20 protein-coding genes are annotated in these 24,876 nt (G+C 70.5%); 12 read left to right on the top strand and 8 right to left on the bottom strand.

The window, feature by feature from the left end:
* The first annotated feature begins 25 nt into the window (after window positions 1–25).
* Window positions 26–1,606: a bifunctional aminoglycoside phosphotransferase/ATP-binding protein gene (locus IPT68_RS01135; RefSeq protein WP_189697590.1), complete on the top strand. Its 1,581-nt coding sequence runs from the start codon at window positions 26–28 to the stop codon at window positions 1,604–1,606.
* 330 nt (window positions 1,607–1,936) lie between these two features.
* On the opposite strand, the gene IPT68_RS01130 is transcribed toward IPT68_RS01135, so the two are convergent.
* On the bottom strand, window positions 1,937–2,809 hold the full coding sequence (locus IPT68_RS01130) for a helix-turn-helix transcriptional regulator (RefSeq protein WP_189697591.1): 873 nt from the start codon (window positions 2,807–2,809) through the stop codon (window positions 1,937–1,939).
* Between the two features lie 249 nt (window positions 2,810–3,058).
* Between IPT68_RS01130 and IPT68_RS01125 the strand changes: the two genes are divergently transcribed.
* The 3 genes from IPT68_RS01125 (at window position 3,059) to IPT68_RS01115 (ending at window position 6,420) form a co-directional block, all read left to right on the top strand.
* Window positions 3,059–3,982, top strand: a complete 924-nt coding sequence (locus IPT68_RS01125; protein WP_189697592.1) for an SDR family NAD(P)-dependent oxidoreductase — start codon at window positions 3,059–3,061, stop codon at window positions 3,980–3,982.
* A gap of 44 nt (window positions 3,983–4,026) precedes the next feature.
* Window positions 4,027–4,872, top strand: a complete 846-nt coding sequence (locus IPT68_RS01120) for an NAD(P)-dependent oxidoreductase (RefSeq protein ID WP_189697593.1) — start codon at window positions 4,027–4,029, stop codon at window positions 4,870–4,872.
* A 519-nt stretch (window positions 4,873–5,391) separates the two neighbouring features.
* Window positions 5,392–6,420 (top strand): alcohol dehydrogenase catalytic domain-containing protein, encoded by a 1,029-nt coding sequence (locus IPT68_RS01115; RefSeq protein WP_189697594.1) that lies wholly within the window; start codon window positions 5,392–5,394, stop codon window positions 6,418–6,420.
* Window positions 6,421–6,559: 139 nt separating this feature from the next.
* Here the strand turns inward: IPT68_RS01115 and IPT68_RS01110 are convergent, their stop codons facing one another.
* On the bottom strand, window positions 6,560–7,420 hold the full coding sequence (locus IPT68_RS01110) for a CBS domain-containing protein (protein ID WP_189697595.1): 861 nt from the start codon (window positions 7,418–7,420) through the stop codon (window positions 6,560–6,562).
* Window positions 7,421–7,724: 304 nt separating this feature from the next.
* Between IPT68_RS01110 and IPT68_RS01105 the strand changes: the two genes are divergently transcribed.
* The gene (locus IPT68_RS01105) at window positions 7,725–8,612 is read left to right on the top strand and encodes a universal stress protein (RefSeq protein ID WP_189697731.1); all 888 of its coding nucleotides are present in this window, start codon (window positions 7,725–7,727) and stop codon (window positions 8,610–8,612) included.
* A 55-nt stretch (window positions 8,613–8,667) separates the two neighbouring features.
* On the opposite strand, the gene IPT68_RS01100 is transcribed toward IPT68_RS01105, so the two are convergent.
* From IPT68_RS01100 to IPT68_RS33695, 4 genes are all read right to left on the bottom strand, one after another.
* Window positions 8,668–9,324 (bottom strand): potassium channel family protein, encoded by a 657-nt coding sequence (locus tag IPT68_RS01100; RefSeq protein ID WP_189697596.1) that lies wholly within the window; start codon window positions 9,322–9,324, stop codon window positions 8,668–8,670.
* Window positions 9,321–9,980 carry a potassium channel family protein gene (locus IPT68_RS01095; protein WP_189697597.1) on the bottom strand — a complete coding sequence of 220 codons (660 nt, stop codon included), beginning with the start codon at window positions 9,978–9,980 and terminating at the stop codon, window positions 9,321–9,323. The genes IPT68_RS01100 and IPT68_RS01095 overlap by 4 nt, the downstream gene beginning before the upstream one ends.
* The gene (locus tag IPT68_RS01090; RefSeq protein WP_228040151.1) at window positions 9,977–12,811 is read right to left on the bottom strand and encodes a cation-translocating P-type ATPase; all 2,835 of its coding nucleotides are present in this window, start codon (window positions 12,809–12,811) and stop codon (window positions 9,977–9,979) included. Before IPT68_RS01090 ends, IPT68_RS01095 begins: the two co-directional genes overlap by 4 nt.
* A gap of 85 nt (window positions 12,812–12,896) precedes the next feature.
* On the bottom strand, window positions 12,897–13,301 hold the full coding sequence (locus IPT68_RS33695; protein WP_228040147.1) for an adenine nucleotide alpha hydrolase family protein: 405 nt from the start codon (window positions 13,299–13,301) through the stop codon (window positions 12,897–12,899).
* A gap of 1,215 nt (window positions 13,302–14,516) precedes the next feature.
* Here IPT68_RS33695 and IPT68_RS01080 point away from each other — a divergent pair.
* The 6 genes from IPT68_RS01080 (at window position 14,517) to IPT68_RS01055 (ending at window position 18,907) form a co-directional block, all read left to right on the top strand.
* Window positions 14,517–15,155: an HD domain-containing protein gene (locus IPT68_RS01080; protein ID WP_189697598.1), complete on the top strand. Its 639-nt coding sequence runs from the start codon at window positions 14,517–14,519 to the stop codon at window positions 15,153–15,155.
* 47 nt (window positions 15,156–15,202) lie between these two features.
* The gene (gene sigJ / locus IPT68_RS01075) at window positions 15,203–16,099 is read left to right on the top strand and encodes an RNA polymerase sigma factor SigJ (protein WP_189697599.1); all 897 of its coding nucleotides are present in this window, start codon (window positions 15,203–15,205) and stop codon (window positions 16,097–16,099) included.
* 185 nt (window positions 16,100–16,284) lie between these two features.
* A complete protein-coding gene (locus tag IPT68_RS01070) occupies window positions 16,285–17,205 on the top strand; it encodes an NADP-dependent oxidoreductase (RefSeq protein WP_189697600.1) in 921 nt (306 codons plus the stop codon).
* 15 nt (window positions 17,206–17,220) lie between these two features.
* Window positions 17,221–17,685 (top strand): cupin domain-containing protein, encoded by a 465-nt coding sequence (locus IPT68_RS01065; protein WP_228040146.1) that lies wholly within the window; start codon window positions 17,221–17,223, stop codon window positions 17,683–17,685.
* Window positions 17,686–17,812: 127 nt separating this feature from the next.
* Entirely contained in the window at window positions 17,813–18,271 is a 459-nt protein-coding gene (locus IPT68_RS01060; RefSeq protein WP_189697601.1) for a carboxymuconolactone decarboxylase family protein, read from the top strand.
* A gap of 306 nt (window positions 18,272–18,577) precedes the next feature.
* Entirely contained in the window at window positions 18,578–18,907 is a 330-nt protein-coding gene (locus tag IPT68_RS01055) for a nuclear transport factor 2 family protein (RefSeq protein WP_189697602.1), read from the top strand.
* Between the two features lie 525 nt (window positions 18,908–19,432).
* Here the strand turns inward: IPT68_RS01055 and wrbA are convergent.
* Window positions 19,433–20,047 carry an NAD(P)H:quinone oxidoreductase gene (gene wrbA / locus IPT68_RS01050; protein ID WP_189697603.1) on the bottom strand — a complete coding sequence of 205 codons (615 nt, stop codon included), beginning with the start codon at window positions 20,045–20,047 and terminating at the stop codon, window positions 19,433–19,435.
* Window positions 20,048–20,255: 208 nt separating this feature from the next.
* Window positions 20,256–21,233, bottom strand: a complete 978-nt coding sequence (locus tag IPT68_RS01045; protein WP_228040145.1) for a GlxA family transcriptional regulator — start codon at window positions 21,231–21,233, stop codon at window positions 20,256–20,258.
* 562 nt (window positions 21,234–21,795) lie between these two features.
* Between IPT68_RS01045 and IPT68_RS01040 the strand changes: the two genes are divergently transcribed.
* A complete protein-coding gene (locus IPT68_RS01040) occupies window positions 21,796–24,846 on the top strand; it encodes a Tn3 family transposase (protein WP_189697605.1) in 3,051 nt (1,016 codons plus the stop codon).
* Window positions 24,847–24,876: the final 30 nt, after the last annotated feature.

Below are 24,876 nucleotides of genomic sequence, written 5' to 3'. Positions count from 1 at the left end.
CGCGGCCCAGTGGCGGTCGTTCCTCATGACTGAGCCCGGCCCTTTCGGAACATCCGTCCGGTCGGTGACCCGGGCCGACGCGTCCGTACTCCGGACCGGGCACGACGGTGAGCCGCCGGCGCGCGCGGAGGTATGTGAGACCCACACCGCGATCGTGCTCTTCGCCGGCGACCGCGCCTACAAGCTGAAGAAGCCGGTGAATGTGGGATTCCTGGACTACACCACGCTGACGGCTCGCCGCGCCGCGTGCGAACGCGAAGTCGCCCTCAACCGCCGCTTCGCCCCCGACGTCTACCTGGGCCTGGGCGGACTCAGCAGCCCCGACGTGGAGACGCCCGAACCGCTCGTGGTGATGCGCCGTATGCCGTCGGACCGCCGCCTTGCCCGGCTGGTGCGCGAAGGGGCCGCCGTCGACGGGGCGCTGCGGGCCGTCGCCCGGCACCTCGCAGCGTGGCACACGGTGGCGCCCCGCGGCCGTGACGTGGACGAGCAGGGGACGCGAGACGCGCTGTCGTCACGGTGGGAGGCCGGCTTCGCGCAGGTCGGCGCGCTGGCCGCGGACGGCTTCATGCCGGACGGGGTGCGGGAGGTCGAGCGGCTGGTGCGCCGGTTCCTCGCCGGCCGCGAGCGATTGTTCGACTCGCGCATCGAGCAAGGGCGGGTGGTCGACGGCCATGGCGATCTGCTCGCCGATGACATCTTCTGCCTCGACGACGGCCCCCGAGTCCTGGACTGCCTGGAGTTCGACGACCGTCTCCGCTACGTCGACGGCCTCGACGACGCCGCCTTCCTCGCCATGGACCTGGAACAGCTCGGCGCGCCCGAGGCGGCGGCGTACTTCCTCGCCCGTTACTGCGAGTACTCCGGCGACCCGGCCCCTCCGTCCCTGTGGCACCACTACGTGGCGTACCGCGCGTTCGTCCGCGCCAAAGTCTCCCTGATCCAGGCACGCCAGGGCGCGCCGGATGCGGAGACGGCGTCACGGCGGCTCGTCTCGACGGCGCTGCGCCATCTGCGCACCAGCGCCGTCTGCCTGACGCTCGTCGGCGGGCTGCCCGGCAGCGGGAAGTCCACCCTCTCCGGGGCACTGGCCGACCGCCTCGGCGTCACGCTGCTCAGCAGCGACCGCCTCCGCAAGGAGCTGGCGGGCATCCCCGCGGAGCAGTCCGCGGCGGCCGGCTACGGCGAGGGGTTGTACACACCGGAGTGGACGGCGAGGACCTACGCCGCCCTGCTCGACCGTGCGGCCGCCCTGCTGTCCACCGGCGAGTCCGTCGTCCTGGACGCCACCTGGTCCGACGCGGGCCAGCGCGAGGCCGCCCTGCGCATGGCGGAACGCACCACCGCCGACCTGGTGGCTCTGCACTGCCACGTGCCGCACGACGTGTCGGCGGCTCGACTGGAAACGCGCGCGCCGGGACCGTCCGACGCCGGGCCCGACGTCGCCGCCGCCATGGCGGCCAGGGAGCACCCGTGGCCCGAGGCCGTCGCGGTCGACACCAGTGGCCCGTTGGAATCCGCCGTCTCCCGAGCGCTGGCTGCCGTACGACCGTGGGGCACGGGCCAGGCCCCGGTCTTCCGCCGTCCCTACATGGAGCCGGACTAGAGGAACGGTCAGGCCCGCAGGTGTCCGGCAGGGCCGGCCGCCTCCGTGCGCTGACGGGATATGGGGAGCGTTCGTCCTCCGATGGTCCAGCCGTGGCGGCCCAGTCTTTGTGACCCCATGCCCCTGCGGGCATCTGCGGAGGCGAATGCCTCGCCCCGGTGACCACCACCGCAGGGGGGAAAATCCTCGTGGCCCTTGCCTGCACGGAGCTTGGCCGGCCTGCGTCGCCGAGTCCGCGGCCGGAGCGACGGTGGCCCGGAGAGCGCCGGGCACCGAAGTGGCCGCTCGGGGCTGAGGCCCGTGGCCACGCGATGCCCCTCGGGGTCGGGATCAGCTGTCCGTGCCCATGCTCACGGCGTCCGCGCGCGTGCGGGCGGAGTCGTCCAGGGAGGCGAGCAGACGCAAACGTTCTTCCGAGTCGCTGCCGGGGAGGGCGTGGAAGGTGACGAGGGTCTGTCCCTCGGCGCCGGGGATCAGCAGTTTCTCATAGTGCAGCTCCAGCGGCCCGACCTGAGGGTGTTGCAGCAGGCTGGTGCCAGTGGCCTTGTGTTTGACGTCCTGCCGTGCCCAGAGCTCGCGGAAGCGTTCACTGCGTACGGAGAGTTCACCCACGATCTCGACCAGGCGCGGATCGTCGACGTCCGGGCCGGCGACGGACCGCAGGTAGGGCACGACTCGGGCGGTCATCTCCTCCCAGTCGGAATGCAGCGCGCGCTGTTCCGGTTCCAGGAAGGCCGCGAGGATGCTGTTGCGGCCGGGTGCGTTGAACGGTGAGAGCGCGATGGCCAGGCGGTTGGCGGCGAGTACGTCCATGTAAGTTCCATGGACGTACGCCGGGGTAAGTGGCCATGTGTCGATCAGGGAGCGGATGCCGTCGCCGACTCGCTCGGCTCTGCGTGGACGGCGACGACGGGTGCTGTTGGACGTGGCGAGCTGCAGTAGGTAGGCCGTGGCTTCGTCGTCCAGCTGCAGTGCGCGGGCGAGGCTGTCGAGGACCTGTTCGGATGGGTGCCGGTCACGGCCTTGTTCCAGGCGCACGTAGTAGTCGGAGCTGACACCGGCGAGAAAGGCGACTTCCTCCCGGCGCAGGCCTGGGACGCGCCGATTGCCGGTGCTGGGAATGCCCACGGCGGCGGGCTGGACGAGTTCCCTGCGGGCGCGCAGGTATCTGGCCAGCGGGCCCGGGTCTCCTGTGTCCGTCATGCGTTCCAGGGTAGGCAAGCGCTGCCCTGCCTGGGTGGCCCTGTCAGTCCCAGTCTCGGCAGGTCCTGGGCGGTCCGCGGCGAGTGCCGCACAGTGGCAGTGCACGGTCGCGACCAGCATGCAGGTGATGACCGGCTTCCCACCGCCCGGCAGGGCGCGTGGACGGTCTGGTGCCGGCGCTCTCGTCCGTACTGGTCGCTTGCTGGTTCAACCGTGCTTCCGTGTGCAGATCCCGACCGAGGAACGCCCGTGTCTGAGCTCTTCCGTAGTCCCTTCGACCGCCACTCGACCGCGTCGGAGGTGATCGACGGCGCCGACCTGTCCGGCAAGCGTGCCGTGATCACTGGTGCCACTTCCGGCATCGGAGTCGAGACCGCCCGTGCGCTGGCGGCCGCCGGTGCCGACGTCACCCTTGCGGTCCGGCGTCCCGACGCCGGAGAACAGGTCGCGGCAGACCTGCGTACGAGGACCGGTAACGACGCGATCCACGTCGCTCGGGTGGACGTGGCGGACCTGGACTCGGTGAACGCATTCGCCGCCGGCTGGGCCGGCCCCCTGCACATCCTGGTCAACAATGCCGGAATCATGATGCTCCCCGATCTGGAGCGGGGCATGCGCGGCCACGAGCAGCAGTTCGCCACCAACTACCTGGGACACTTCGCCTTGGCCCTGGGCCTGCACGACGCACTCGCCGACGCCGGCGGTGCGCGCATGGTGATCGTGTCCTCCGCCGGCCACCTGTTCTCCCCGGTCGTCTTCGACGACCTCGACTACCGCTTCCGCCCCTACGACGCGCTGGGCGCCTACGGCCAGTCCAAGACCGCCGAAGTCCTTCTGGCCGTCGAGGCGGACCGGCGCTGGTCGAGCGAGGGCATCAGGGCGAACGCGCTGCACCCCGGGGCGATCGCCACCAACCTCCAGCGGCACACCGGCGGCCTGAAGACTCCCGAGCCCTACCGCAAGACCATCGAACAGGGCGCGGCCACGTCCGTCTTCCTTGCCGCTTCTCCCTTGGCCGAAGGCATCGGCGGACGTTACTTCGAGGATGTCAACGAAGCACCGCAGGTCATCTCACGGCCTACGGACTTCGGCGTGCCGGCGGTGGCGACCTATGCACTCGATGCCGCCAACGCCGAGCGCTTGTGGGACCTCGGCCTCGACATCCTGCGATGACCGCGGCCGTGAGACGCGACGGAGATCACGAAGGAGGCAGGTCCATGAGGAGCATCAGGAGAGTCGGTTTCATCGGGCTCGGTGACCAGGGCGGGCCGATGGCCGAGGCCATAGGTGAAAGCGGTTTTGACCTGCACGTATGGGCGCGACGGCCGGCATCGCTGTCCGCCGTGGCGGCGGTACCGCACGTGGTACACGGCACTGTGGCCGACCTGGCGGCCTCCGTCGAACTGATCGCGCTCTGCCTGCGTGACGACACGGACATGTGGCATGTGCTCGACGACCAGCACCTGCTGGCGAACATCGCCCCCGGCACGATTGTCGTCAACCACGGCACGGGCGACCCCGGGGAGGCCGAGCGGATCGGTGCACACGTCGCCGCAGCGGGCGCGGTCTATCTTGACGCGCCAGTCAGCGGCGGCGGACCGGGTGCTCGCGCCCGCACGTTGACCACATTCGTCGGCGGTCTCGCCGACACCTTCGAAGCCGCACGCCCGGTGTTCGCAGCCTTCAGCGACACTGTGCGGCTGATGGGACCGGTCGGAGGCGGACAGCTCACCAAGCTGTTCAACAACGCGCTGACCATCACCAACATGAAGAACGCCGAAGACGTCCTGGCCCTGGCTGACCAGGTGGGTCTCGACCTGCCTCCGCTGATCGAGATCATCGGCGCGAGCAGCGGCGGCAGCGCGGCACTGCGAGCTCTCGGTACGGACATCACCCCCGGACTCGCCGAGCACCTCGACCCGCTGATGCGCAAGGACATGCAGCACTTCGCACAAGCCGTACGCGAACGCGGCGCACGTCCTGAAGAAGTTCTCGAACGCGGGATGGCCGGCGCGTCCGGCCTGCTCCAAGCGGCCCGCCTGGTCGCCCGGACCAGGACCTGAGTGTTCCCCGGGCCCTACCTCGACGGGCACTCAGCCCTCGCGAAGCGCGGGTCGCCGGAAGGAGGCATCAGCCCTGCATCGAGCATGGGTCCTGGTCGGCCACGCGGGTCGCTTCTTCGCCCACCTGGCGGTCAGCCCTCAACGGCACCGGACGCGTGCCAGTCCGCGCCAGTCCTTCCTGACGAGCACTCGATGGGGGCCGCGGCCACTCGTCTCCGCCGGGGACGAAGTCCCCGGCGGAGTGGGGGCGGGTCCCGTCGACGGATGCGACCCCGGGAGGACGGGGGATTCGACGTACCTGCTACGCCGCTGCTTCAGCCCGCCCACGGGTCGGTGGTGGGGCGGACGGTGGGTCGTTGTGGGGCGGCAGCAGCCGAGTGTCACACCGAACCGAGGCGGTGGCCTGCAGCGCCGGACGGTCCTGGAGGGTCGGAACGAGCCGATGGGCGCGGTTGCTCGGGCGCCCTTCCAGGGAGACGGTGGAGACAGCCGGCCGAGCGAGCCAGGGAGTGGGTGACCATGAGAGCCCTCGTCTACCACGGCCCCGGGCAGATCTCCTGGGACACGGTCGCGGATCCAGCGATCGAGGACCCCGCCGACGCCGTCGTGCGCGTCGACGCCACCACCGTCTGCGGCACCGATCTGCACATCCTGCACGGCGACCTGCCCGAGGTGAAGCCGGGAACCGTCCTCGGGCACGAGGCGGTCGGTGAGGTGCTGAGCGTCGGCCGTGAGGTCCACTCCGTCACTCCGGGCGATCAGGTGATCGTCTCGTCCGTCTCGGCCTGCGGCCGCTGCCAGTTCTGCCGGCACAGCCTGTTCGGACAGTGTCAGGGCGGCGGGGGCTGGATCCTGGGAAACCTGATCAACGGAACACAGGCCGAGTTCGTACGGGTCCCCTTCGCCGACCACTCCACCCGACGGTGGCCCGGTGCCCTGGCGATCGAGGACGCCGTGCTGCTCGCCGAAGTCCTCCCCACAGCCAACGAGGTGGGGGTGCGCAACGGACACGTGGGACCGGGCGACACCGTCGTCGTGGTGGGCGCGGGTCCCGTCGGTCTCGCCGCCGTGGCCGTGGCACGTCTCTACTCGCCCCGCCGGATCATCGTGGTGGACCTGTCCACCGCCCGGCTGGAGGCCGCACTCCGTGTGGGTGCCGATGCCGCGGAACTTCCGGGGACGATGATCGCCGAACTGTCCGAAGGGCCGGGAGCCGACGTGGTCATCGAGGCGTCGGGGGAACCGGAGGGCTTCGCGCTGTGCACCCGCTCCGTCCGCACGGGGGGACACATCGCCATCATCGGTACCCATGGCAAACCGGTGACACTGCATCTCGAATCCCTGTGGCGCAAGAACTTGATGATCAGCACGGGCCAGGTGGACACATCCTCGACACCCTGGCTGCTGGAGCTGGTGAGGTACGGACGCCTGCACGTCTCCCAGCTGGTCACCCACACCCTGGCACTCGATCGGATGGAGGAGGCCTACGAGGTGTTCGCAGGCGGCCCCACCACCGGCGCCCTCAAAGTCATGCTGCAGCGAGAGTGACCCGCCTGCCGGCCGCGAGCTGGCAGCGGTGAGACTTGGTGCGGCATCCAGCGCAGCTGAGCGGCGTCGCTCGCCCGGTGTCCGGCGTCCGCATCGAGGACGACGACACCTCGGGCAGCATGCCGTGGGCGGTGTCGGCTCAGACCGCCTCGACGTCGTCGACGACATCGATGACGTCATCGATCTCCCGCACCGATGCGAGCAGTTCAGGGACGACGGCCTTGTCCAGTCGCCCCTTGATGGTGACCGCGCCGTTCTCCACCGTGACCTCGACGGCGCGCGGGTCCGGCACGTACCGACCCACCAGCGACTCGACCTCGGCCCGGATGTCGGCGTCGTCACGGATGAGGGCACGCAGCAGGTCTCGCCGACTCACCACACCGACGAGCCGACCGCGATAGTCGGTCACGGGGAGTCGCTTCAGCCGAGCGTGGGCGGCGGTCCACGCGGCGTCCGCCACGCGCTCCGCCGGGTGGACCGTGACCGGCGGGAAGGTCATCAGTGTCGCCGCCGTGTCGCCGTGGCTCTTCTCGTACAGGCGGTGCCGCCTCAGCCTGCCCACGGGTCCGTGCCGGTGCGGTTCCGCCATGACGGCGGCCTTGGCCAGCAGGTCCGACTCCGAGACGACGCCGATCACGTGGTCGTCGGCGTCGACCACCGGTACGGCGCTCACCTGCTCGCGGGCGAGTGTGTGGGCCACGTCCAGGAACGGCATGTCGCCGGGGACCGAGACCGCCGGAACCCGCATGACGTCCCGCACCCGCAGAACAGTCGGCTCCTGGACGGGCGGCCCGGGCGAGACGGTGACCGGCGGTTCCGACCTCTCTCCGCCAAGAGCACGCTCCGACTCCTCGGCGCTCCTCGCCGACGCGACGGCGGCCACTGCCCCGAGATAGCGGCGCAACGCGTCCTTGCGCTGCTCTTCGGCGGGTGTCCAGGGGCGGCCCGGCGTGGTGCGGCGGGCATCCCTCTCCCCGGAGCTGTGCTCGAAGTCGCTCACGGCTGCCTCCTGGTAACGCCGTCCACCTACGGCTCAGTTTCGCATCGATCGATTGGTGCGGCCTGCGGGCAGAAGGCCGAGCGCGCTCGTGAGGACACCGGCCCCGCGCCGCCGCCCGGCGGGTGGGCACGGAGGCCATCGGCACCCGGCACCGGGTCCGTGCCCTGCGGTGCCACTGGCTTTCGGTGTTCCTACCCCGTGAAGGGACAGGGCCCTTCCCGGGGCCCGCAGGAGCGTTCGGCAGAGGGGCGTGGGCTGGGTGAACCTGGAGGTGAGAGGCAACGGCATTCTTGTGGGAGGCATGGTGAGTGGTCTCGTGGTCGTCGGCGTTGACGGTTCGGCGTCGAGCCTTGCCGCGGTGGAGGTGGCCGCACGGGAGGCGCGGTTGCGCGGGGCGGGGCTGCGGGTGGTGCACGCGGTGGTCTGGCCCGCGACGCATGTGCCCTTGGGGCGGTCGGCGCCGGGACCGCCGGAGGACGGGCCGCAGAACGAGGTCGACCGCCTGGTGGCCGAGGCGGTGGAGCGGGCGCGGACCGGAGCGCCGGACGTCGACGTCCGTCACGTCGTCGTCACCGGTGAGCCGTTGACCGTGCTGGAGGCGCAGTCGCGCGGCGCGGAACTCGTGGTGGTCGGTTCCCGGGGCATGGGCGGGTTCGTCGGGCTGCTGGTGGGGTCGACGGCGGTCCATCTGGCGGCGCACGGCCGCTGTCCGGTACTGGTGGTGCGTGACCGGCCTCGCGACGACGGCCCGATCCTGCTGGGCGTCGACGGCTCGGCCGCGGGGCAGAAGGCCGTCGATTTCGCCTTCGCCGAGGCCGCCCTGCGGAGTGCGCCCTTGGCGGCGCTGCACGCCTGGACCACGTGGAACGCGCCGATGCCCGCACCACAGGACCCGTCGATGCCGTACGCGAACCCTCCGGGCGCGCTGGCCCAGGCGGAGGAGCGACTGCTGCACGAGGCGCTCGCCGGCCGTCAGGAGCGCTTCCCGGGGGTGGCGGTGGAGTACCGGGTGGTGCACGGCGGCACGCGGGAGGCACTGATCGACGCCAGTCGGTCCGCTCAGCTTCTGGTGGTCGGCGCGCGAGGGCGCGGGGGATTCGCCGGACTGCTCATGGGGTCGGTCAGCCAGGCCCTGCTGCACCACGCCCACTGCCCGGTCGCGATCGTGCGGGGAGCGGAGGAGGGTCACTGAGGGAGGCGACCGGGGCCGCGCCGGACGTTGAGGACCCCGCATCCGGGCGTGCGTTTCACTGGAACGCCGCGTGAATCTCCTGCTCGGTCGCGGAGTGCGAGACGAGAAGGATCTCGTCGCCCGCCCGGAGCGGGACCGCCGGATCCGGCACGGTCGGCTGCCCGTCGCGGACGATCGTGGCGACGACCGTTCCCTCGGGCAGCGCAACGTCGCCCAAGGTTCTGCCCACCGCCTTGGACTGCGGTGTGATCGCCGTTTCGATGACGTCGACGCCGGCCTTGCTGAGCCGCAGCAGGGCGACCGTGTCGGTGGCCCCGGTGGCCTCCTCGATGAGGGACACCAGGGGCGTGGCGGCGGGGACCGCGACGTCGACGCCCCAGCGTGCGTCGAACAGCCAGGCGTTGTCCGTGTCGTTGACCCGAGCGGCCACACGGGGCACCGAGAACTGCCGTTTGGCGAGCAGGCTGATCACGAGGTTGTCCTCGTCGTCCCCGGTGGTGGCGATGACCAGGTCGGCGGTGAGCGCACCGGCGTGCTCCAGGAGGGCAGGCTCGCAGGCATCCCCGGTGACCAGGTGCACCGGGATGCGGCCCTCCAGTTCGGCCACGCGGTCGTCGTCCACATCGATCAGCGTGACCTCGTTGTGGGCCGCGGAGAGCACCTGGGCGATCTGGGTGCCGAGACGTCCCGCACCGGCGATGATCACGTTCACGTCCCCAGCTCCTTGTCGAGGAAGCCGCGCAGCCTGCCGAGCGCGCCGGCGGCGACGGCGAAGGTGACCAGGTCGCCGGCCTGCGCGGGCGTGCTGTGCGCGGGGATGAGGGAGCGGCCCGCGCGGGTGACCTCGACGACGCGGATCTCGCCGTCGACGTCGAACTCGGTCAGCCGCCGCCCTGTGAGGTAACCGGGCACCTCCGAGCGGACGAGCAGGGTCTCCCCATTGCCGAAGCTGAGTTCGGGACTGAGGTGGCGGTGCAGCAGCATCTGGTGGATCCGGTGCACGGTCCAGCGGACGCTGGCGATGGTGGGGATGCCCAGTTCGCGGTAGATGTCAGCGCGCCGGGGGTCGTAGATGCGGGCGAGGACGATCGGTACGCGGTACGTCTCCTTCGCCGTGCGTGCGCTGACGATGTTGCTGTTGTCCCCGGAGGTGACGGCGACGAACGCGTCCGCGTGCTCGACGCCGGCGCTCTGGAGCACGGCGCGACTGAAGCCGTTGCCCTCGTGGAAGCGGATGCGCGGGCTGTCGGGCAGCCGCCGGGCCGCTTGGGGACGCCGGTCGACGACCTGCACGTCGTGCCCCTCCGAGGCGAGCAGACCGGCGAGCGTGGCGCCCACCCGACCGCAGCCGACGACGATCACCTTCATCGTTGCGCTCCCTCCTTCTGGCGCTCGGCGCGGCGGCGCAGCCAGGCTTTGCGGGCTTCGTCCGCGAGCAGAGGCACGGTGCCGAGCCCGGTGAGGACCGCCCAGTCGGCGGCGTCGAGCGGGGCGGTGTTGAAGACGGCCTGCAGCGGCGGCAGATAGCTGATGGCGGCCATGAGGGCGACGCCGAAACCGCCCGCCGCCAGCAGGGCCGGATTGGACAGCAGTCCCACCTTCAGGATGCTCTGGCGGTCGGTGCGCACGGCGAGCGCGTTGAAGAACTGGCTGAGCACGATCCCGGCCTGGACCATGGTGATCGCCTCTTGGTAGGCGGGCGTGTCCTTGGTGAAGTCGTCGAAGGGAATGCCCGAGGCATCGATGTGCCAGAAGAAGACGGCGGTGACGCACACCGCCTGGATGCCCCCGAGGAACAGGATCCGTCCCACCACGGGGGCCGAAAACAGCCGTTCCCGTCGTGAGCGCGGCGGGCGTTCCATCACGTCGGGCTCCGGCGGTTCGGCTCCCAGGGCCAGGGCGGGCAGTACATCGGAGCCCAGGTCGATCGCCAGGATCTGCACCGCGCTGATGGGCACCAGCGGGAAACCGGCGAAGGTCGCCGCCAGGATCGGGACCAGCTCCCCGATGTTGTGGCTGAAGAGGTAGACGAGGAACTTACGGATGTTCTGGTAGACGGCCCGGCCGAGCCGCACCGCCCTCGCGATCGACGCGAACGAGTCGTCCAGCAGCACCATCGAGGCCGCCTCCCGGGCCACGTCGGTCCCCGAGGCACCCATCGCCACGCCGATGTCCGCGTGTTTGAGCGCCGGGGCGTCGTTGGCGCCGTCCCCGGTGACCGCAACCACCTCTCCACGCCGTTGGAAGGCGGTGACCACACGCATCTTGTGCTCCGGGCTGACCCGGCACAGCAGCAGCTCGGACGGCTGGGCGAGCAGCGCGTCGAGCGCCTCGTCGTCCATCGCGTCGAGCCGGGCGCCCGTCGCCACGACCGGATCGGGCCGCCGTACGATTCCCACGCGGCGGGCCACGGCTTCCCCGGTCAGCGGGTGGTCGCCGGTGACCATGACGATCCGGATGCCGGCCCGGCGGCAGGTGGCGACCGCGTCGGTGACCTCCGGACGTGGCGGATCCAGCATGCCGACCAGTCCCAGCAGGGTCAGCGCCGACTCGGCCTCCTCCTGCGCCGGCCGGGGCCCGTCCAGCTCCCGCCGCGCGACGGCCAGCACCCGCAGCCCCTGCGACGCCAGCGCGTCACTCGCCGCGACGACCGCGGCCCGGTCCGCTCCGCTCAGCGGCCCACGCCGCCCGTCCCACTCCACTTCCGTGCACCGCGCCAGCAGCTCTCCGGGCGCCCCCTTGACGCACGCCTGATAGCCCGCGCCGGTCTTGTGCACCGTGGTCATCAACTTGCGGGCCGAGTCGAAGGGGAACTCCGTCACTCGCGGCGCCGCCGCCTCCTCCGCACCCAGATCGAGTCCGGCCTTGGCCGCCGCGACGAGCAGCGCTCCCTCCGTGGTGTCACCGAGCACCCGCCAGTGCTCCCGAGGGCCCGTGGGGGGAACCAACCGGGCGTTGCTGCACAGGCCCGCCACCCGCAGCACCTCGCGTATCGGCGTCACGTCGGCGACCTCGCCGCTCGGCTCGTACCCCACACCGCTCACGGAGTGCGGCGCATCTCCCGCCCACACCTGGGTGACGGTCATCTCCGCCTGGGTGAGCGTCCCGGTCTTGTCGGTGCACACGACCGTGGTCGACCCGAGCGCCTCCACGGCCAGCAGCTGTTTGATCAGGGCATGGCGGCGTGCCATCCGCCGGACGCCGATGGCCAGTGACACCGACAGCGTGGCGGGCAGCCCTTCCGGCACCAGTGCCACCATCACACCCAGTGCGAACACGAACAGGGTCACCGGGGACTCCCCGGTGGGCAGTCGCACGGCGAACATCAGGGCGCCGATCGCCAGGGCGGCCCCCGCCACCCGTCGCGCCATCGAGGCCACCTGCAGCTGCAGCGGGGTCTTCTGCCGCGGGGCGGCCGCGGCGAGCCGGTAGATACGCCCGAACTCGGTCGCCGCGCCGGTGGCGAAGACGACGGCCCGGCCGGACCCGGCGACGACGTCGGTCCCCATGAACACGCAGTTGCGGGCCTCCAACGGCGGTCCGGTGGCCACCGGGTCGGCCGTACGGTCCACGGCGTTGCTCTCCCCGGTCAGCGGCGCGTTGTTCACGGCCAGCTCGTGGGCCTCGACCACCCGGCAGTCCGCCGACACGGCGTCCCCGGCCTCCAGCACCACCACGTCACCCGGCACCAGCTCCCGGGCGGGCACCTCCAGCCGTTCACCGCCGCGCAGCACCCGGCAGGTGTGGGGCACCATCGCCTCCAGCGCTTCAGCCGTCCGCTCGGCCGAGTACTCCTGCGCGAAACCGATCCCGGCGTTCAGCACCACGACCCCCAGGATGGCCACCGCCAGCTGCAGGGTGCCCACCTCGCGTGGTTCCTCCAGCGCGTACGCCAGGAAGGTGATCCCCGAGGCGACGATCAGCACCACCGCGAAGAGGTCCGTGAACTGGGCCCCCAACTGGCGCCACACGGCGCGCCGCCCCGCGCGCGGCAGTTCGTTGGCCCCGCACCTCTCCAGCGTGGCCCGTGCCCGAGCCGTCGGCAGGCCGCGCCGTGACGTGCCCAGCGCGGTGAAGACCTCACCGGCCGGGAGGGCCGGTACCGGGGGACGCGGGCTGGAACCGGACGTGGCACCGACCGCCTCGTCCCGCCCTCCGTCCGGGGGCAACGGGTCCGTGCTTGCCTGTTCGCCGCTCATGACCGGTGGCGCTTTCCCATCGTGTGGCGGGCCGGCCGGGTACGACAGGGCCGTCCGGGAGGCAGGTCCCGGGCCGTTCGCGGCCTCACGCCAGGACCGTGGTGACGGGGCAGCGGTCGTGGTGCGGTACCCCGTGGCCGACCGGGTGCAGCATACGGGTGGACCGTCCCTGCCCCCCGGTTCCCACGAACGGGCCCAGGGCGTGTTCCGAGGCCTCCGTCAGGATCTGCACCGGGTGTCCGCGCAGGACCTCGTGGTGCGGGTTCACTCGCGGTGGCGTCGCGGTGCGGCCCGCGACCGTCTTGGCGAGCACCGGGCGGCACTCCCGGACTGCGGCTGCCTCGCCGAGGACGCCGAGGGGCGGCGGATGCCACACGTACAGGGCTCGCAGGAGTGTTCCGCGCAGGGCCTCGTGGAAGGCCACATCCTTTGCCGCGGCCGTATGCGGGCCGCCGTCGACGCCGACGAAGTACGCGGGCTGCTGGGTCATGTGTTGCGGCTCCGGTACGACCGTGATCGGGCAGGGAGGGTGGGCGGTGAGTGGAGGGCCACGGAGGCGGAGGAAAGCTCCCGCCACCGACTGTGGTGCCGGGAGCCCGCCACGACCAGGGCGGCGCCCTGGTGCCTCGTCGCCCAGGAACCATGCCGCCTCTGCTCCCGCCGGCAGCGTCGACGCCTCCAGGGCCGGGCGCCGGGACTCGACGAGGCGACCGCCTCCTCGAGTACCTGATCGCCCAGGCCGTGCAGCGCCCGGTTCCACTCCTCCCAGGACGGCCGCGCTTCGCCCGACCGGTGTGCGCCGGCCAACTCACTTCCGGTGTGGACGGGCGGCAGGGGCAGGTCACGAGACTTCATCCCGTCGGCGGCCCGGGTAAGGGCCGGCCGCTTCGAGAGGTCCCGGGCGAGCCCCACCACGATCGGCCGACGCATGTCCGCACCAGTCATGGCACCTCCCGAAATCTCTCCGCCGCCCCTCCGTCCACTGTCCTTCCAGCCTCACCCCTGCCGTCGAGAGCCGCCACGCCACGGCTTCGCGGGCACATGGCCTGTTGGCTCGCCCCTTCCACCGCATCGGCATCACATGCAGGCTGGACTGCGCAGGCAGGATCGCTGCCGCCACTCGGTCCGCTGCGGCGCATCCCGGGCGCCGCCGCTGTCGCCCGTGACGCGGACATGCCCCACTTGGGTCAACTGGTCGCCGTCACGGGCCTGCGGGCGGTGACCCCGACCGTGCCCGCCTTGCTCGCCGCCATCCCCCTGCAGAGCACCCCGCGGTCCGAACGCCCCCCTACTTGCTCACTGGCCCGGCTCGGCGGGCCAAGCGGAACAGGATCTGGGCGTACACGACAGTCGCTGCCGCAATGATCGTGGGGATGAACGCGACCGCGAGTGCGTTGCTGTCTTCGGTGCGTGTGCCGAGCCCTCGTGGGTCCGCCACCTCGAACCGGACTTCTTGCGACGGCGCCCATCGCTGAAACCGTCGCAAGGACCACTGGACCGCCTTGGACGGGGCGTCGGAGCGAGCCCACGCCCTCGCTGGGAGCGTGGCCTGACGCGTGGCAGAGCCCACACGCCCTCTGCCCGCCTGTCCGAATTCGGGTGACTCATGGCCGGACCGAGGCGGCGCCGGACACCGAGTGGTTGCAGTGTGGAAGACGGACACACGGTCCGTGCGAAGCACACGATTCCGGAAGGCCCAGAGGTCATGAGCGACATCATCGCGGGGGTAGAAATTCCTGAGACGGCGGTGGTCGCCGAAGCCACCCGCCTCATGCAGAAGATGACCAGCCCCCTCATCTACCATCACTCCCGACGCGTTTTCGTCTTCGGCGTCCTTCATGCGCGCAGGCTCGGTGTGGAGCCCGACCCCGAGCTTCTCTACCTGTCCGCCATGTTTCACGACACCGGCCTCCTGACGCCGTTCTCCGACGTAGAGCAGCGATTCGAGGTCGATGGAGCAGACCACGCACGTCAGTTCATGCTCGACCGCGGTTTCCCCGACACGGCCGCCGACGTGGTGTGGACGGCGATCGCGCTGCACACGACCCCGGGGATTCCCGGGCGTATGGGCCCTGAGATCGCCATCACGAATTACGGGGTTGTGACCGACGTGCTCGGCCTGGGCCTGGACGAGTTGGATCGCGGCCAGGTGGATGAGATCATCGCCGTCCATCCGCGGGGCGACTTCAAGAACGAGTTCCTGCAGGCCTTCGTCGACGGACTCAAGTACCGCCCGGAGACCACGAACGGAACCGTGAATTCGGATGTGCTGGAGCATTTCGTTCCCGGCTTCCGTCGCACCACCACGGTCGAGCGCATCATCGGTGCACCCTGGCCGAGCTGATGATGGAAACGCCATAAGGGCGCAGGCCGGAGAGGGTTGAGATCAGCATGGGTGACGGGCACGGGCACGGGAACGGACGGTCCGAACGGGAGGACCCGCTCGGAGCCGAGTGGGAGAGGCACCGGCCCGCGGTCTTCGGTGTGGCCTACCGGCTGCTGGGAAGTGTGGCCGATGCCGAGGATGTGACCCAGGACGTGTGGCTGCGGGCGGCCGGAGCGGATCTGCGGGACATCGGTGACTTGCGGGCCTGGTTGGTGACGGTGGCCGCGCGACGGTCGTACGACATTCTCAAGAGTGCCCGTTTCCGCCGGGAGACCTATGTCGGGCCGTGGCTGCCGGAGCCGCTGCTGACGGGGCCGGACGCGTCACTACCGGTACTCGTCGACGAGTCCGTCAGTTCGGCGATGCTGCTGATCATGGAAGAGCTGAGCCCGCCGGAGCGGGTGGCCTTCGTCCTGCACGACGTCTTCGGTGTCGAGTTCGGCCGGATCGCCGAAGTGCTGGACGTCTCCGTGCCGGCTGCCCGGCAGCTCGCCTCGCGGGCACGACGGCGGGTGGCCAAGGCGAAGCAGTCCGCGCCGCAGGCGTCGAAGGTGGAGCGCGAACGCATCCTCACGGTCTTCCGCGCCGCCTACGAGGCCGGGGACCTGGCCGGCCTGGTCAGGCTCCTGCATCCGGACGCCGTCTACGTCACCGACGGCGGCGGCAAGGTCGCCGCGGCCCGCAAGTTCATCCACGGCGGCGAGCGCGTCGCCGAGGTCATGGTGCGCACGGGGCGGCAGTGGCACCCGGATCGCATCGACTTCGCCGAGGTCGGCGGCGAGCTCTCCCTCGTGTTCCGCCGGGAAGACCGGGTCTACTCCGTCGACACGGTTCAGATCACCGACGGTCTGATCACCGCGTACCGCAGGGTCATCAACCCCGAGAAACTCGTGCGGGTCTGAGCTGTCACACCCGGAGGGGCCACCTCGTCTCCCTGCTGAGAACGCACAACAGGCGACGACGGAACACACGAGAGCAGGTGAGATCGAGCATGCAGAACGGCACGCATTCACCTGCACCCACTACGAGCCCCGCGCGAGAGGCTGTGCGCTCGGTCGCCCCTCCCCGGGAAGGACCAAGGACCTGTATGCAAGCCATCATTGTGCGAGACCGCAACGCCGGTCTTGCCGGGTTGTCCCTGACGGACATGCCCTACCCTCATGCTGCCGAGAACGACGTCGTCGTGCGGGTGCACGCCGCCGGCTTCACCCCCGGCGAGCTGGACTGGCCCGCAACGTGGACCGATCGCGCCGGCCGCGACCGGACGCCGAGCGTGCCCGGGCACGAGCTGTCCGGTGTGGTCGTGGAGCTGGGGTACGGCACCACCGGCCTGAGCGTCGGACAGCGGGTGTTCGGTCTGGCCGACTGGACCCGTAACGGCACGCTGGCCGAATACACCGCGGTGGAGGCCCGTAACCTCGCCCCGCTGCCGGCGGACATCGACCACGCCGCGGCCGCCGCGCTGCCCATCTCCGGGCTGACCGCCTGGCAGGGCCTGTTCGATCACGGCCGCCTCACCACGGGCCAGACCGTCCTGATCCATGGTGTCGCGGGCGGTGTGGGCTCGATGGCGGTCCAGCTCGCCCGCGAGGCCGGCGCCCGGGTCATCGGCACCGGCCGGGCCTCCGCTCGGGACGAAGCACTCGCCCTCGGCGTCGACACCTTCGTCGACCTGCAGGCCGAGAGGCTGGAGGACGTCGGCGAGGTCGACGTCGTGCTGGACGTGATCGGCGGCGACATCCTCGACCGTTCGGCCGCCCTGATCCGGGCCGGTGGCACGCTGGTCAGCATCGCCATGCCGCCCAAGGTCCAGCCCAAGGACGGGCGAGCGGTCTTCTTCGTCGTCGAACCCGACCGCGCCCGGCTGGCCGATCTGGCCACGCGGCTGAGGGATGGCCGGCTCAAGCCGGTCGTCGGTGCCGTGCGGCCGCTCGCCGAAGCACCTGCCGCTTTCGCCCCCGGCATGCGTATCCCGGGCAAGACGATCATCCGCGTCACGGAAGACTGAGTCAGGAGCCCAATCGTGATCGTTGCGCGAATCGCCGCCGGGCTCCTGGCCGTCGCCACGCTGACTACGGCCGCGGCCTGCTCGACCTCCGACGAGCCCGCCCACGCAAAGGTAGCGACGACGGCCTCGGCCTCGACGCGCCCCTCGGAAACCTTCCAACCGCTGCTCCAGCGGCCACTCCCGGATGTGCAGGGCAAGACCTTCACCTCAGCGGTCCTCGACTTCGCGCCCGGCACGCGCGCCATGCCGCACCGGCACGGCCAGGCATTTGTCTACGCCTACGTCCTGGACGGCACCGTGCGCAGCAAGGTCGATGACAAGCCCGTGACCACCTACCACCAGGGTGAGAACTGGGTCGAGCAGCCAGGCGCACACCACGTCCTCACCGAGAACACCAGCCAAACCAAGCCGGCCAAGCTTCTGGTCGTCTTCGTCTCCGACACCGGAGACAAGCTCAAGGTCGACGACCCGAGCTCATAGCCCGCGGCCGCAGCGGGCGGCCGTACTCTTCACGAGCTCTGCCCCTGCCAGACCGCACACCATCCGCCACCAAGACGTGCAGTGCCCCAAGGGCACGGCGCGGACCACGCAAAGGATCGAAGGAACCATGACCAACCCCCAGCGCGTCAACATCGGCAAGCAGCACCCGGCCCCTTACAAGGCCCTCATCGCCCTGTCGGCGGAGGTGGAGAAGGCCACCGCCGCAGCGGGCCTCGACCCGCTCCTGGTCGAGCTGCTGAGGATCCGCACCTCCCAGATCAACGGCTGCGCGTTCTGCCTGCGCATGCACACCCGCGACGCCCTCAAGAAGGGCGAGAACCCCGACCGGATCGCCGTGCTGCCCGCATGGGGAGAAACCGACTACTTCTCCGAGACCGATCGCGCCGCCCTTCGCCTGACCGAGGCGATCACCCGTGTGCCGGACGGACACGTCAGCGACGAGGACTACAACGCCGCAGCTGCCGTACTCACCGCAGACCAGGTCTCGGCAATCGCCTGGCTGGCGACCGTGATGAACGCCTTCAACCGCGTCGCGACCACCAGCCGGTACCCCGTCGGCAGCTGACCTCGACAGTGACACCGGCGGCGACACGGGCCGCCGAAGCCACCACCGTCGTGAAGGCGACGGCGCAATCAGCCGGGGCGGCTTGCGGGAGTCGCTCCGGCTCGTCACACAGGCGCGGAGGCCTCTTGCGACGACGCGCACGGGGAAGGAACAGCCTGGGGAGCCAGGTCGAGCCCTGCGCCACCGCCTCACCGTCCCGGGACCGCAGGTCCGAGCACTGCTCGCCGGATGTCGGCGCGGGGAGATCACCGACTGCATCGAGCATGCTTGTCACCATCGGCGACTTCACCCGCGAGGGAGCAATCCATGACCGCAGTCGACGTCCCTACCGCCATCGGCGCGTTCATCGACGCCACCAACCGCGGCGACAGCGAGGCTTTCGCTGCGGCCTTCACCGACGACGCCCAACTGAACGACTGGGGGCGCATATTCCGCGGACGGGACGGCGTGCGCGACTGGGACCGCACCGACAACATCGGTGTCCAGGCCCACTTCGAACTGATCGACGCAGTGGCCGGTCCCGATCCCGACAGTTATGTCGTCACGCTCAAGGTCACCAGCAACAGGTACAACGGCGTCGGTCCCATGACCTTCCGCCTGCGCGAGGGACTCATCGCCGACCTGCGCATCGGCTGACGAGTCAGCGACCCTGCAGCGCTCCGCAGCGACCTTCGTCACCTGGTCGGGTGCCTTCTCCTCGCTCTTGAGGCACTCGTCCAGGCAGCGGGGTGCGGGGGAGTGTGTCACGTCCTTGGTGAGCGGGCCGGAGCTGATTGCGGTCGGCGGGATCCACAGGTTCCCTGCGGTGCTGCGCGGCGTTTCGCGCGCCGGTGACGAGGAATGTCGGCACCCAGTCGTGTTCCCGGGACCGTGCAACGGAGAGCGGGAAGGGCGCGGTGCGCACCGCCTCCTGTGGCACACGGCCGAGGAGGCGCCGTACCGCCCCGCGGTCTCGTGGCCGGCCGGCCTTGTGGTCGGCGACCAGGCGGGCGAGGCGATCGAACGCTTTCGCGCCGGCGTACGATTTCGCACCGCGAGCCCGGCAGCGGACGAGCTGCCGGGCTTCAGGTGACGGGGAGGACGACGCGGTCCGTGGACTCCTCGGCCGCTCTCGCCCGCTCACGGCCGGGCCTGCCGCGAGCGGCAGCCCTCAAGGGTGGATCAGGCGAGGCCGGCCTTCAGGGCGGCGGCGACCTGAATCACGCGCTCGGCCTGGTGTCGGGCGGCGTTGCGGGTCTCCTCGCCGACCGGGTTGGCGCCCTGGGCGTCGACGTGCGACGTGCCGTAGGGGTTGCCGTCCACGAACTTCACCGGGTCGGTGTAGCCGGGGGCCACGACGATTCCGCCGAAGTGGTGGATGGAGTTGTACAGGGCGAGCAGCGTGGACTCCTGGCCGCCGTGCGCGGTGGCGGTCGTCACGAAGCCGCTGTAGACCTTGTTGGCCAGCTTGCCCTGGAACCACAGGCCGCCCAGGGTGTCGATGAACTGCTTCAGCTGGGAGGAGATGTTTCCGAAGCGGGTGGGGGTGCCGAAGATGATCGCGTCCGCCCATTCGACGTCGGCGGGCGTGGCCTCGGGAATGCCCGCGCTCGCCGCGGCGTGGGCGGCCCAGGCCTCGTTGGAGGCGACGGCGGCCTCGGGCGCCAGCTCGGCGGCCTTCAGCAGGCGCACCTCGGCGCCCGCCTTCTCGGCGGTCTCCGCGATCTCCTTGGCGATCTCGGCGGAGAAGCCGGTGGAGGAGTAGTAGATGACGGCGAGGCGGACTGGGGTGGTCATCGAAGTCGTCTCCGATTCTGGGATTGCGTGCAGATGCGTCACGGCGGCACGTCAAGGTGGTGCGCAGGGCCCGTGGTGACGGCTCTGTGCGACACGGCGGCGATCACCGGCGCGATGAATGAATCCTAAACCATCTTGTTCAATCGTCAACCACATTGGCCGATCTCGCCCTCACGCGCCGCTGCTTCCGCCGACGTCGGTGCCCGCGTCACCCCTCCGCTTGGGCGCGGCGGGCGGTACCGAAGCGGCGCCGGTAGGCGGCGGGGCTGATGGACAGCTCTCGCGCGAAGACACGTCGGAGGCTCTCGTAGTTCGGGAATCCGGCCAGGGACGCTGCCTGTGTCGCGGTGTGCCCTTGGTCCAGGAGGGCCTTGGCGATGTCGAACCGGATCGACTCGACGAACCGGGCCGGCGTGGTGGACAGCTCCTCCTGGAAGAGCCGCGTGAGGTGCCGCGGGCTGAGGTTGAGATGGCGGGCCAGCTCACCGAGGGAGTGATGGCCCGCGGGATCAGCCGTCACCAGGTCGACGACTCTGCGCAGGGCGGGAGTCCGCGGCGGCGGGCCCTGGAGCGGGGCGGAGAACTGCGACTGGCCGCCCGCGCGCTGCAGGTAGACCACCAAGGAGCGGGCGGCGTCCCGGCTCATGTCGGCGCCGTGATCCTCCTCGACGAGAGCCAGCGCCAGGTCGATGCCGGCGGTGACCCCCGCCGACGTGTACGTGGCGCCGTCGCGCACGTAGATGGCGTCGGGCTCGACGCGGGCCTTCGGGTACCGCTTCGCGAGCTCGCCCGCGATCTTCCAGTGGGTGGTGGCGCGCTTGCCGTCCAGATGGCCGGTGGCGGCCAGCACGAACGCTCCGGAGCAGATGGACGCGACCCGGTCCGCGCGGACCACCAACGCCCTCGTGGCCTCGACCAGCGCGCGGGTGAGGGGAGTCCTCGGATAGATGTCCCCGCCCGGCACCAGGAACGTGTCCGGCGCGGGCTCCGAGTCAGGGCTGCCGTCGACAGCGATCCTGATGCCGACCGACGAGGTGACGTCGGTGCCGGTCACCGACAGCAGGGCGATCCGGTAGTCGGCGCCGAGCCGATTGGCCTCGGCGAACACCTCGGCGGGACCGGAGACGTCCAGCAGTTTGACCCCGTCGTAGACGAGAATCGCCACCCGGTGCATGGGGGAGCTCACCGTTCTTTCCTCAGACATCTGAAGTCGAGTGGTTCATGGCCGGACCCAGGGCTGCGAGAACGCCGCGCCGTCGGCACCGCGGGGATCATGGGAGCGTGGACATCATGACCGACATCAGCGCAGGAGTGAAAATTCCCGCGTGTATTCCTTTCGGTTCGTGCACGCACGACCCAAATCTCCGGCCGGATCCCGAGGCTGCTCTACATCACCGCGATGATTTCCAAGCCGGTCTGTTGACCTGTATGACGCCGCGGAGCGAAGGTCGACTTCGACGTCAACGGGGCCACCAGGCGCGGGCGAGTACTCCACCATCGCGGGACTTCCCGGGAGCACCGCCGACATGGCCTGGACGGCCATCGCGCCGTACACGACGCCGCCCGTCCCCGGCCGTCTGAGCGCGGAGACCTGGCCGGTGCACCCCCGAGGTCGTTCAAGAAGGAATTGCCGTGGGCATTGGCCCTCGGGGAGTATCCGAACGGAAATTAGCGGTAGCGGAGCGATCTTGATTCCGGTTCGGTGACGTGCCCGTTTTGCCTGGTCAGCGGGCTCTACGTTCCTGGCCATGCCTGTTGAATACCTGTCTGCTGAGCAAGAGGCCCGCTACGGCCGGTTCGCCACGGAACCCTCACCCGGGGAGCTGGAACAGTTCTTCCGCCTGGACACCAGGGCCCTGGAGCTCACTCGGGCGAAGCGCCGTTCGGCTACGAGGTTGGGGTGGGCGGTGCAGTGGGGCACGGTGCGGATGCTCGGCACTTTCCTGACCGAGGACCCCACGGCGGTACCGGCCTCCGTGGTGCGGTTCGTCGCCGAGCAGCTCGGTCTGGACGACGAGCATTTCGCCGAGTACGGGACGCGCGCGCAGACGGTCTACGAACACGCGTGGGAGATCCGCGACACCTACGGCTACCGGGACTTCGCGGCTGGGGAGGCGGAGCTGCGGGAGTTTCTGGCGGCGCGGGTGTGGTCGTCACTGGAGGGGCCGCGGGCCCTGTTCGACCGGGCGGTGGTGTGGCTGGTGAACAACCGGGTGCTGCTGCCGGGTGTGACGTCGCTGGCCCGGATGGTGGCCGCGCTCCGCCAGGAGGAGAACGACCGGCTGCACGCCGCGCTGTACGAGGTGGTGCCGCACGAGCTGCGGACCGAGATGGTCCGGCTGCTGGAGGTGCCGGAGAAGAAGCGGGTGTCGGAGCTGGAGCGGCTGCGGCTGGGCCCGATGCGGGTGTCGGGCAAGGCTATGGAACTGGCCCTGGACCGCGCCCGCGAGGTGCGGGGCCTGGGGGCCGGCGCGGTGGATGCCGGACGGGTTCCGGCCGCGCGGATGACCGGGCTGGCCCGGTACGGGCTGACCTCGAAGGCACCGACACTGAAGCGGCTGGAGGTCACGCGGCAGACCGCGACGCTGCTGGCGACCGTGCGGCACCTGGAGACCGCGACGGTGGATGACGCGCTCGATCTGCTGCACGCACTGATGGCCACCAAGCTGCTGGCGAAGGCCGAGCGGATGGGCAACGACGCCAAGCTCAAGGCCCTGCCCCAGTTGCGCAAGGCCGCGAAGAAGGTCGCCGCAGCAGTCGACGTGCTGATGACAACGCCGCCCGCAACCGACACCGGCGAGCTCGTCTCCGTGGTCGACGCGTGGTCCGCAATCGAGCAGGTCGTGCCGCGCGAGCAGCTGGCCGAGGCGCTCGCCACGATCGCCTCGGTGGTCCCGGACAGCGACGGGGACGACGACGCGGAATGGCGGGCCGAGCTGGTCGCCCGCTACGGCACGGTGCGTGGCTTCATCCGCCTGCTGGTTGAGGTCATCGACTTCGGTGCCGTGGAAGCCGGCGCGCCCGTCGTTCAGGCCCTCAAGCGGCTCCCGGAGCTGATCGGCCGTAAGAAGGTCGGCGCCGAAGAGGTTGCCGCCGATCTGGTGACGGGCTCGTGGCGGCGGCTGGTGTTCGCCAACCCCAACCTGCCGCACGGCCTGGTTGACAAGGCCGCGTACTCGTTCTGCGTCCTGGAGCACCTGCACCGCTCACTGCGCCGGCGGGACGTGTTCGCCAAGGATGGCGACCGCTGGGGCGACCCCCGCGCCAAGCTGCTGGCCGGGGAGAAGTGGACAGCCGCCGAGCCCAAGGTGCTCACCGCGCTCGGCCTGGAGAGCGAATCGGCCGGACACCTCGCCGAACTCGCCTCCGCCCTGCACGCCGCGTACGTACAAGTCGCTGCCGGGCTTCCGGGCAACACGGCGCTGGAGGTCGTGGGCGGGAAGCTGAAGCTGGGCAAGCTCGGCAAGGCGGAGGAGCCCAAGCTCATGCCGCCGTTCCGGCAGCTGGTCAACGGCATGCTGCCGAAGGTCGACTTCCCCGAGCTACTGCTGGAGGTCGCCGAGCTGACCGGGATGGCGGACGCGTTCACGCACATCTCCGGCGCCGACTCACACATGGAAGGCTTCACCACCAGTTTGTGCGCCGTCCTGCTGACGGAAGCGTGCAACGTCGGGTTCACCCCGGTCATCAAGCCGGACGTCCCGGCGCTCAACCGGGGCCGTCTGGTCCAAGTCGATCAGGGCTACTTCCGGGCGGAGAACATCTCGGTGGCGAACGGCCTGTTCATCGAGGCCCAGGCAAAGATCGACGTCGTGAGGGCGTGGGGTGGCGGCCTGGTCGCCTCCGCCGACGGGGTCCGCTTCACCGTGCCCGTCCAGACCCTGTACGCGGGTTCGAACCCCCGGTATTTCGGGCTGCGGCACAAGGGCGCCACCTGGCTGAACGTGGTAAACGACCAGGTGATGGGGCTGGGCGGGGTGGTCGTGCCGGGCACGCTGCGCGACTCGCTGTTCATCCTGGACGCCATCCACGCCCGCGACGGCGGCCCGAAGCCGGAGACCGTCATCACCGACACCGCGTCGTACTCCGACATCGTCTTCGGCCTGTTCGCCATCTGTGGCTACCAGTTCTCGCCGAGGATCGCCGACATCTCCGACGCCCGGCTGTGGCGGACGAACACCGCGGCCGACTACGGGCCGCTCCAGCCGGTCTCCAACCACACCATCCGCCTGGACCGGATACGCGCCCACTGGGGCGACATGCTCCGCGTGGCAGGCTCCCTGACCCTGGGCGAGATCCGCGGACACGACCTCATCCGCATGCTCTCCCGCGACGGCAAGCCCACCGGGCTCGGCGACGCGTTCGCCCACTACGGACGGATCTTCAAAACCCTGCACCTTCTCCAGTTCGTCTCCGACGAGGGATACCGGCGCATGATCGGCGCCCAGCTCAACGTCACCGAGGCCCGCCACCGCCTCGCCCGGAAGATCTTCTTCGGGCAGCGCGGCGAACTGCGCCAGCACTACCGCGAGGGCATGGAAGACCAGCTCGGCGCCCTCGGCCTGGCCCTGAACGCGGTGGTCCTGTTCAACAGCCTCTACATCGACGCCGCCGTCAAGCAGCTGGCCGCCGACGGCTTCCCCGTCACCGACGAACTGCTCGCCCGGCTCTCCCCACTCCAGTACGACCACATCAACTTCCTCGGCCGCTACGCCTTCACCCGGCCGGCCGCGCCGGGCCTGCGGCAGCTGCGTGACCCGCACACCGATGACGAGGACGACGACGGCGGGCAGGGCTAAGTTTCACGACCGACCAGAAGGCTGATCAGC

The organism is Streptomyces chromofuscus (assembly GCF_015160875.1).
Classification (GTDB): Bacteria; Actinomycetota; Actinomycetes; order Streptomycetales; family Streptomycetaceae; genus Streptomyces; species Streptomyces chromofuscus.
The sequence above is the reverse complement of the archived record's forward strand: the minus strand, read 5'-3'. Positions and strand labels throughout refer to the sequence as shown.

Excerpts from the sequence above, each read along its gene's own strand:
- IPT68_RS01135 (WP_189697590.1), top strand. The coding sequence starts at position 26 with ATGACTGAGCCCGGCCCTTTCGGAACATCCGTCCGGTCGGTGACCCGG.
- IPT68_RS01130 (WP_189697591.1), bottom strand. The coding sequence starts at position 2,809 with ATGACGGACACAGGAGACCCGGGCCCGCTGGCCAGATACCTGCGCGCC.
- IPT68_RS01120 (WP_189697593.1), top strand. The coding sequence starts at position 4,027 with ATGAGGAGCATCAGGAGAGTCGGTTTCATCGGGCTCGGTGACCAGGGC.
- IPT68_RS01115 (WP_189697594.1), top strand. The coding sequence starts at position 5,392 with ATGAGAGCCCTCGTCTACCACGGCCCCGGGCAGATCTCCTGGGACACG.
- IPT68_RS01095 (WP_189697597.1), bottom strand. The coding sequence starts at position 9,980 with ATGAAGGTGATCGTCGTCGGCTGCGGTCGGGTGGGCGCCACGCTCGCC.
- IPT68_RS01090 (WP_228040151.1), bottom strand. The coding sequence starts at position 12,811 with ATGAGCGGCGAACAGGCAAGCACGGACCCGTTGCCCCCGGACGGAGGG.
- IPT68_RS33695 (WP_228040147.1), bottom strand. The coding sequence starts at position 13,301 with ATGACCCAGCAGCCCGCGTACTTCGTCGGCGTCGACGGCGGCCCGCAT.
- IPT68_RS01080 (WP_189697598.1), top strand. The coding sequence starts at position 14,517 with ATGAGCGACATCATCGCGGGGGTAGAAATTCCTGAGACGGCGGTGGTC.
- sigJ (WP_189697599.1), top strand. The coding sequence starts at position 15,203 with ATGGGTGACGGGCACGGGCACGGGAACGGACGGTCCGAACGGGAGGAC.
- IPT68_RS01070 (WP_189697600.1), top strand. The coding sequence starts at position 16,285 with ATGCAAGCCATCATTGTGCGAGACCGCAACGCCGGTCTTGCCGGGTTG.
- IPT68_RS01060 (WP_189697601.1), top strand. The coding sequence starts at position 17,813 with ATGACCAACCCCCAGCGCGTCAACATCGGCAAGCAGCACCCGGCCCCT.
- IPT68_RS01055 (WP_189697602.1), top strand. The coding sequence starts at position 18,578 with ATGACCGCAGTCGACGTCCCTACCGCCATCGGCGCGTTCATCGACGCC.
- wrbA (WP_189697603.1), bottom strand. The coding sequence starts at position 20,047 with ATGACCACCCCAGTCCGCCTCGCCGTCATCTACTACTCCTCCACCGGC.
- IPT68_RS01040 (WP_189697605.1), top strand. The coding sequence starts at position 21,796 with ATGCCTGTTGAATACCTGTCTGCTGAGCAAGAGGCCCGCTACGGCCGG.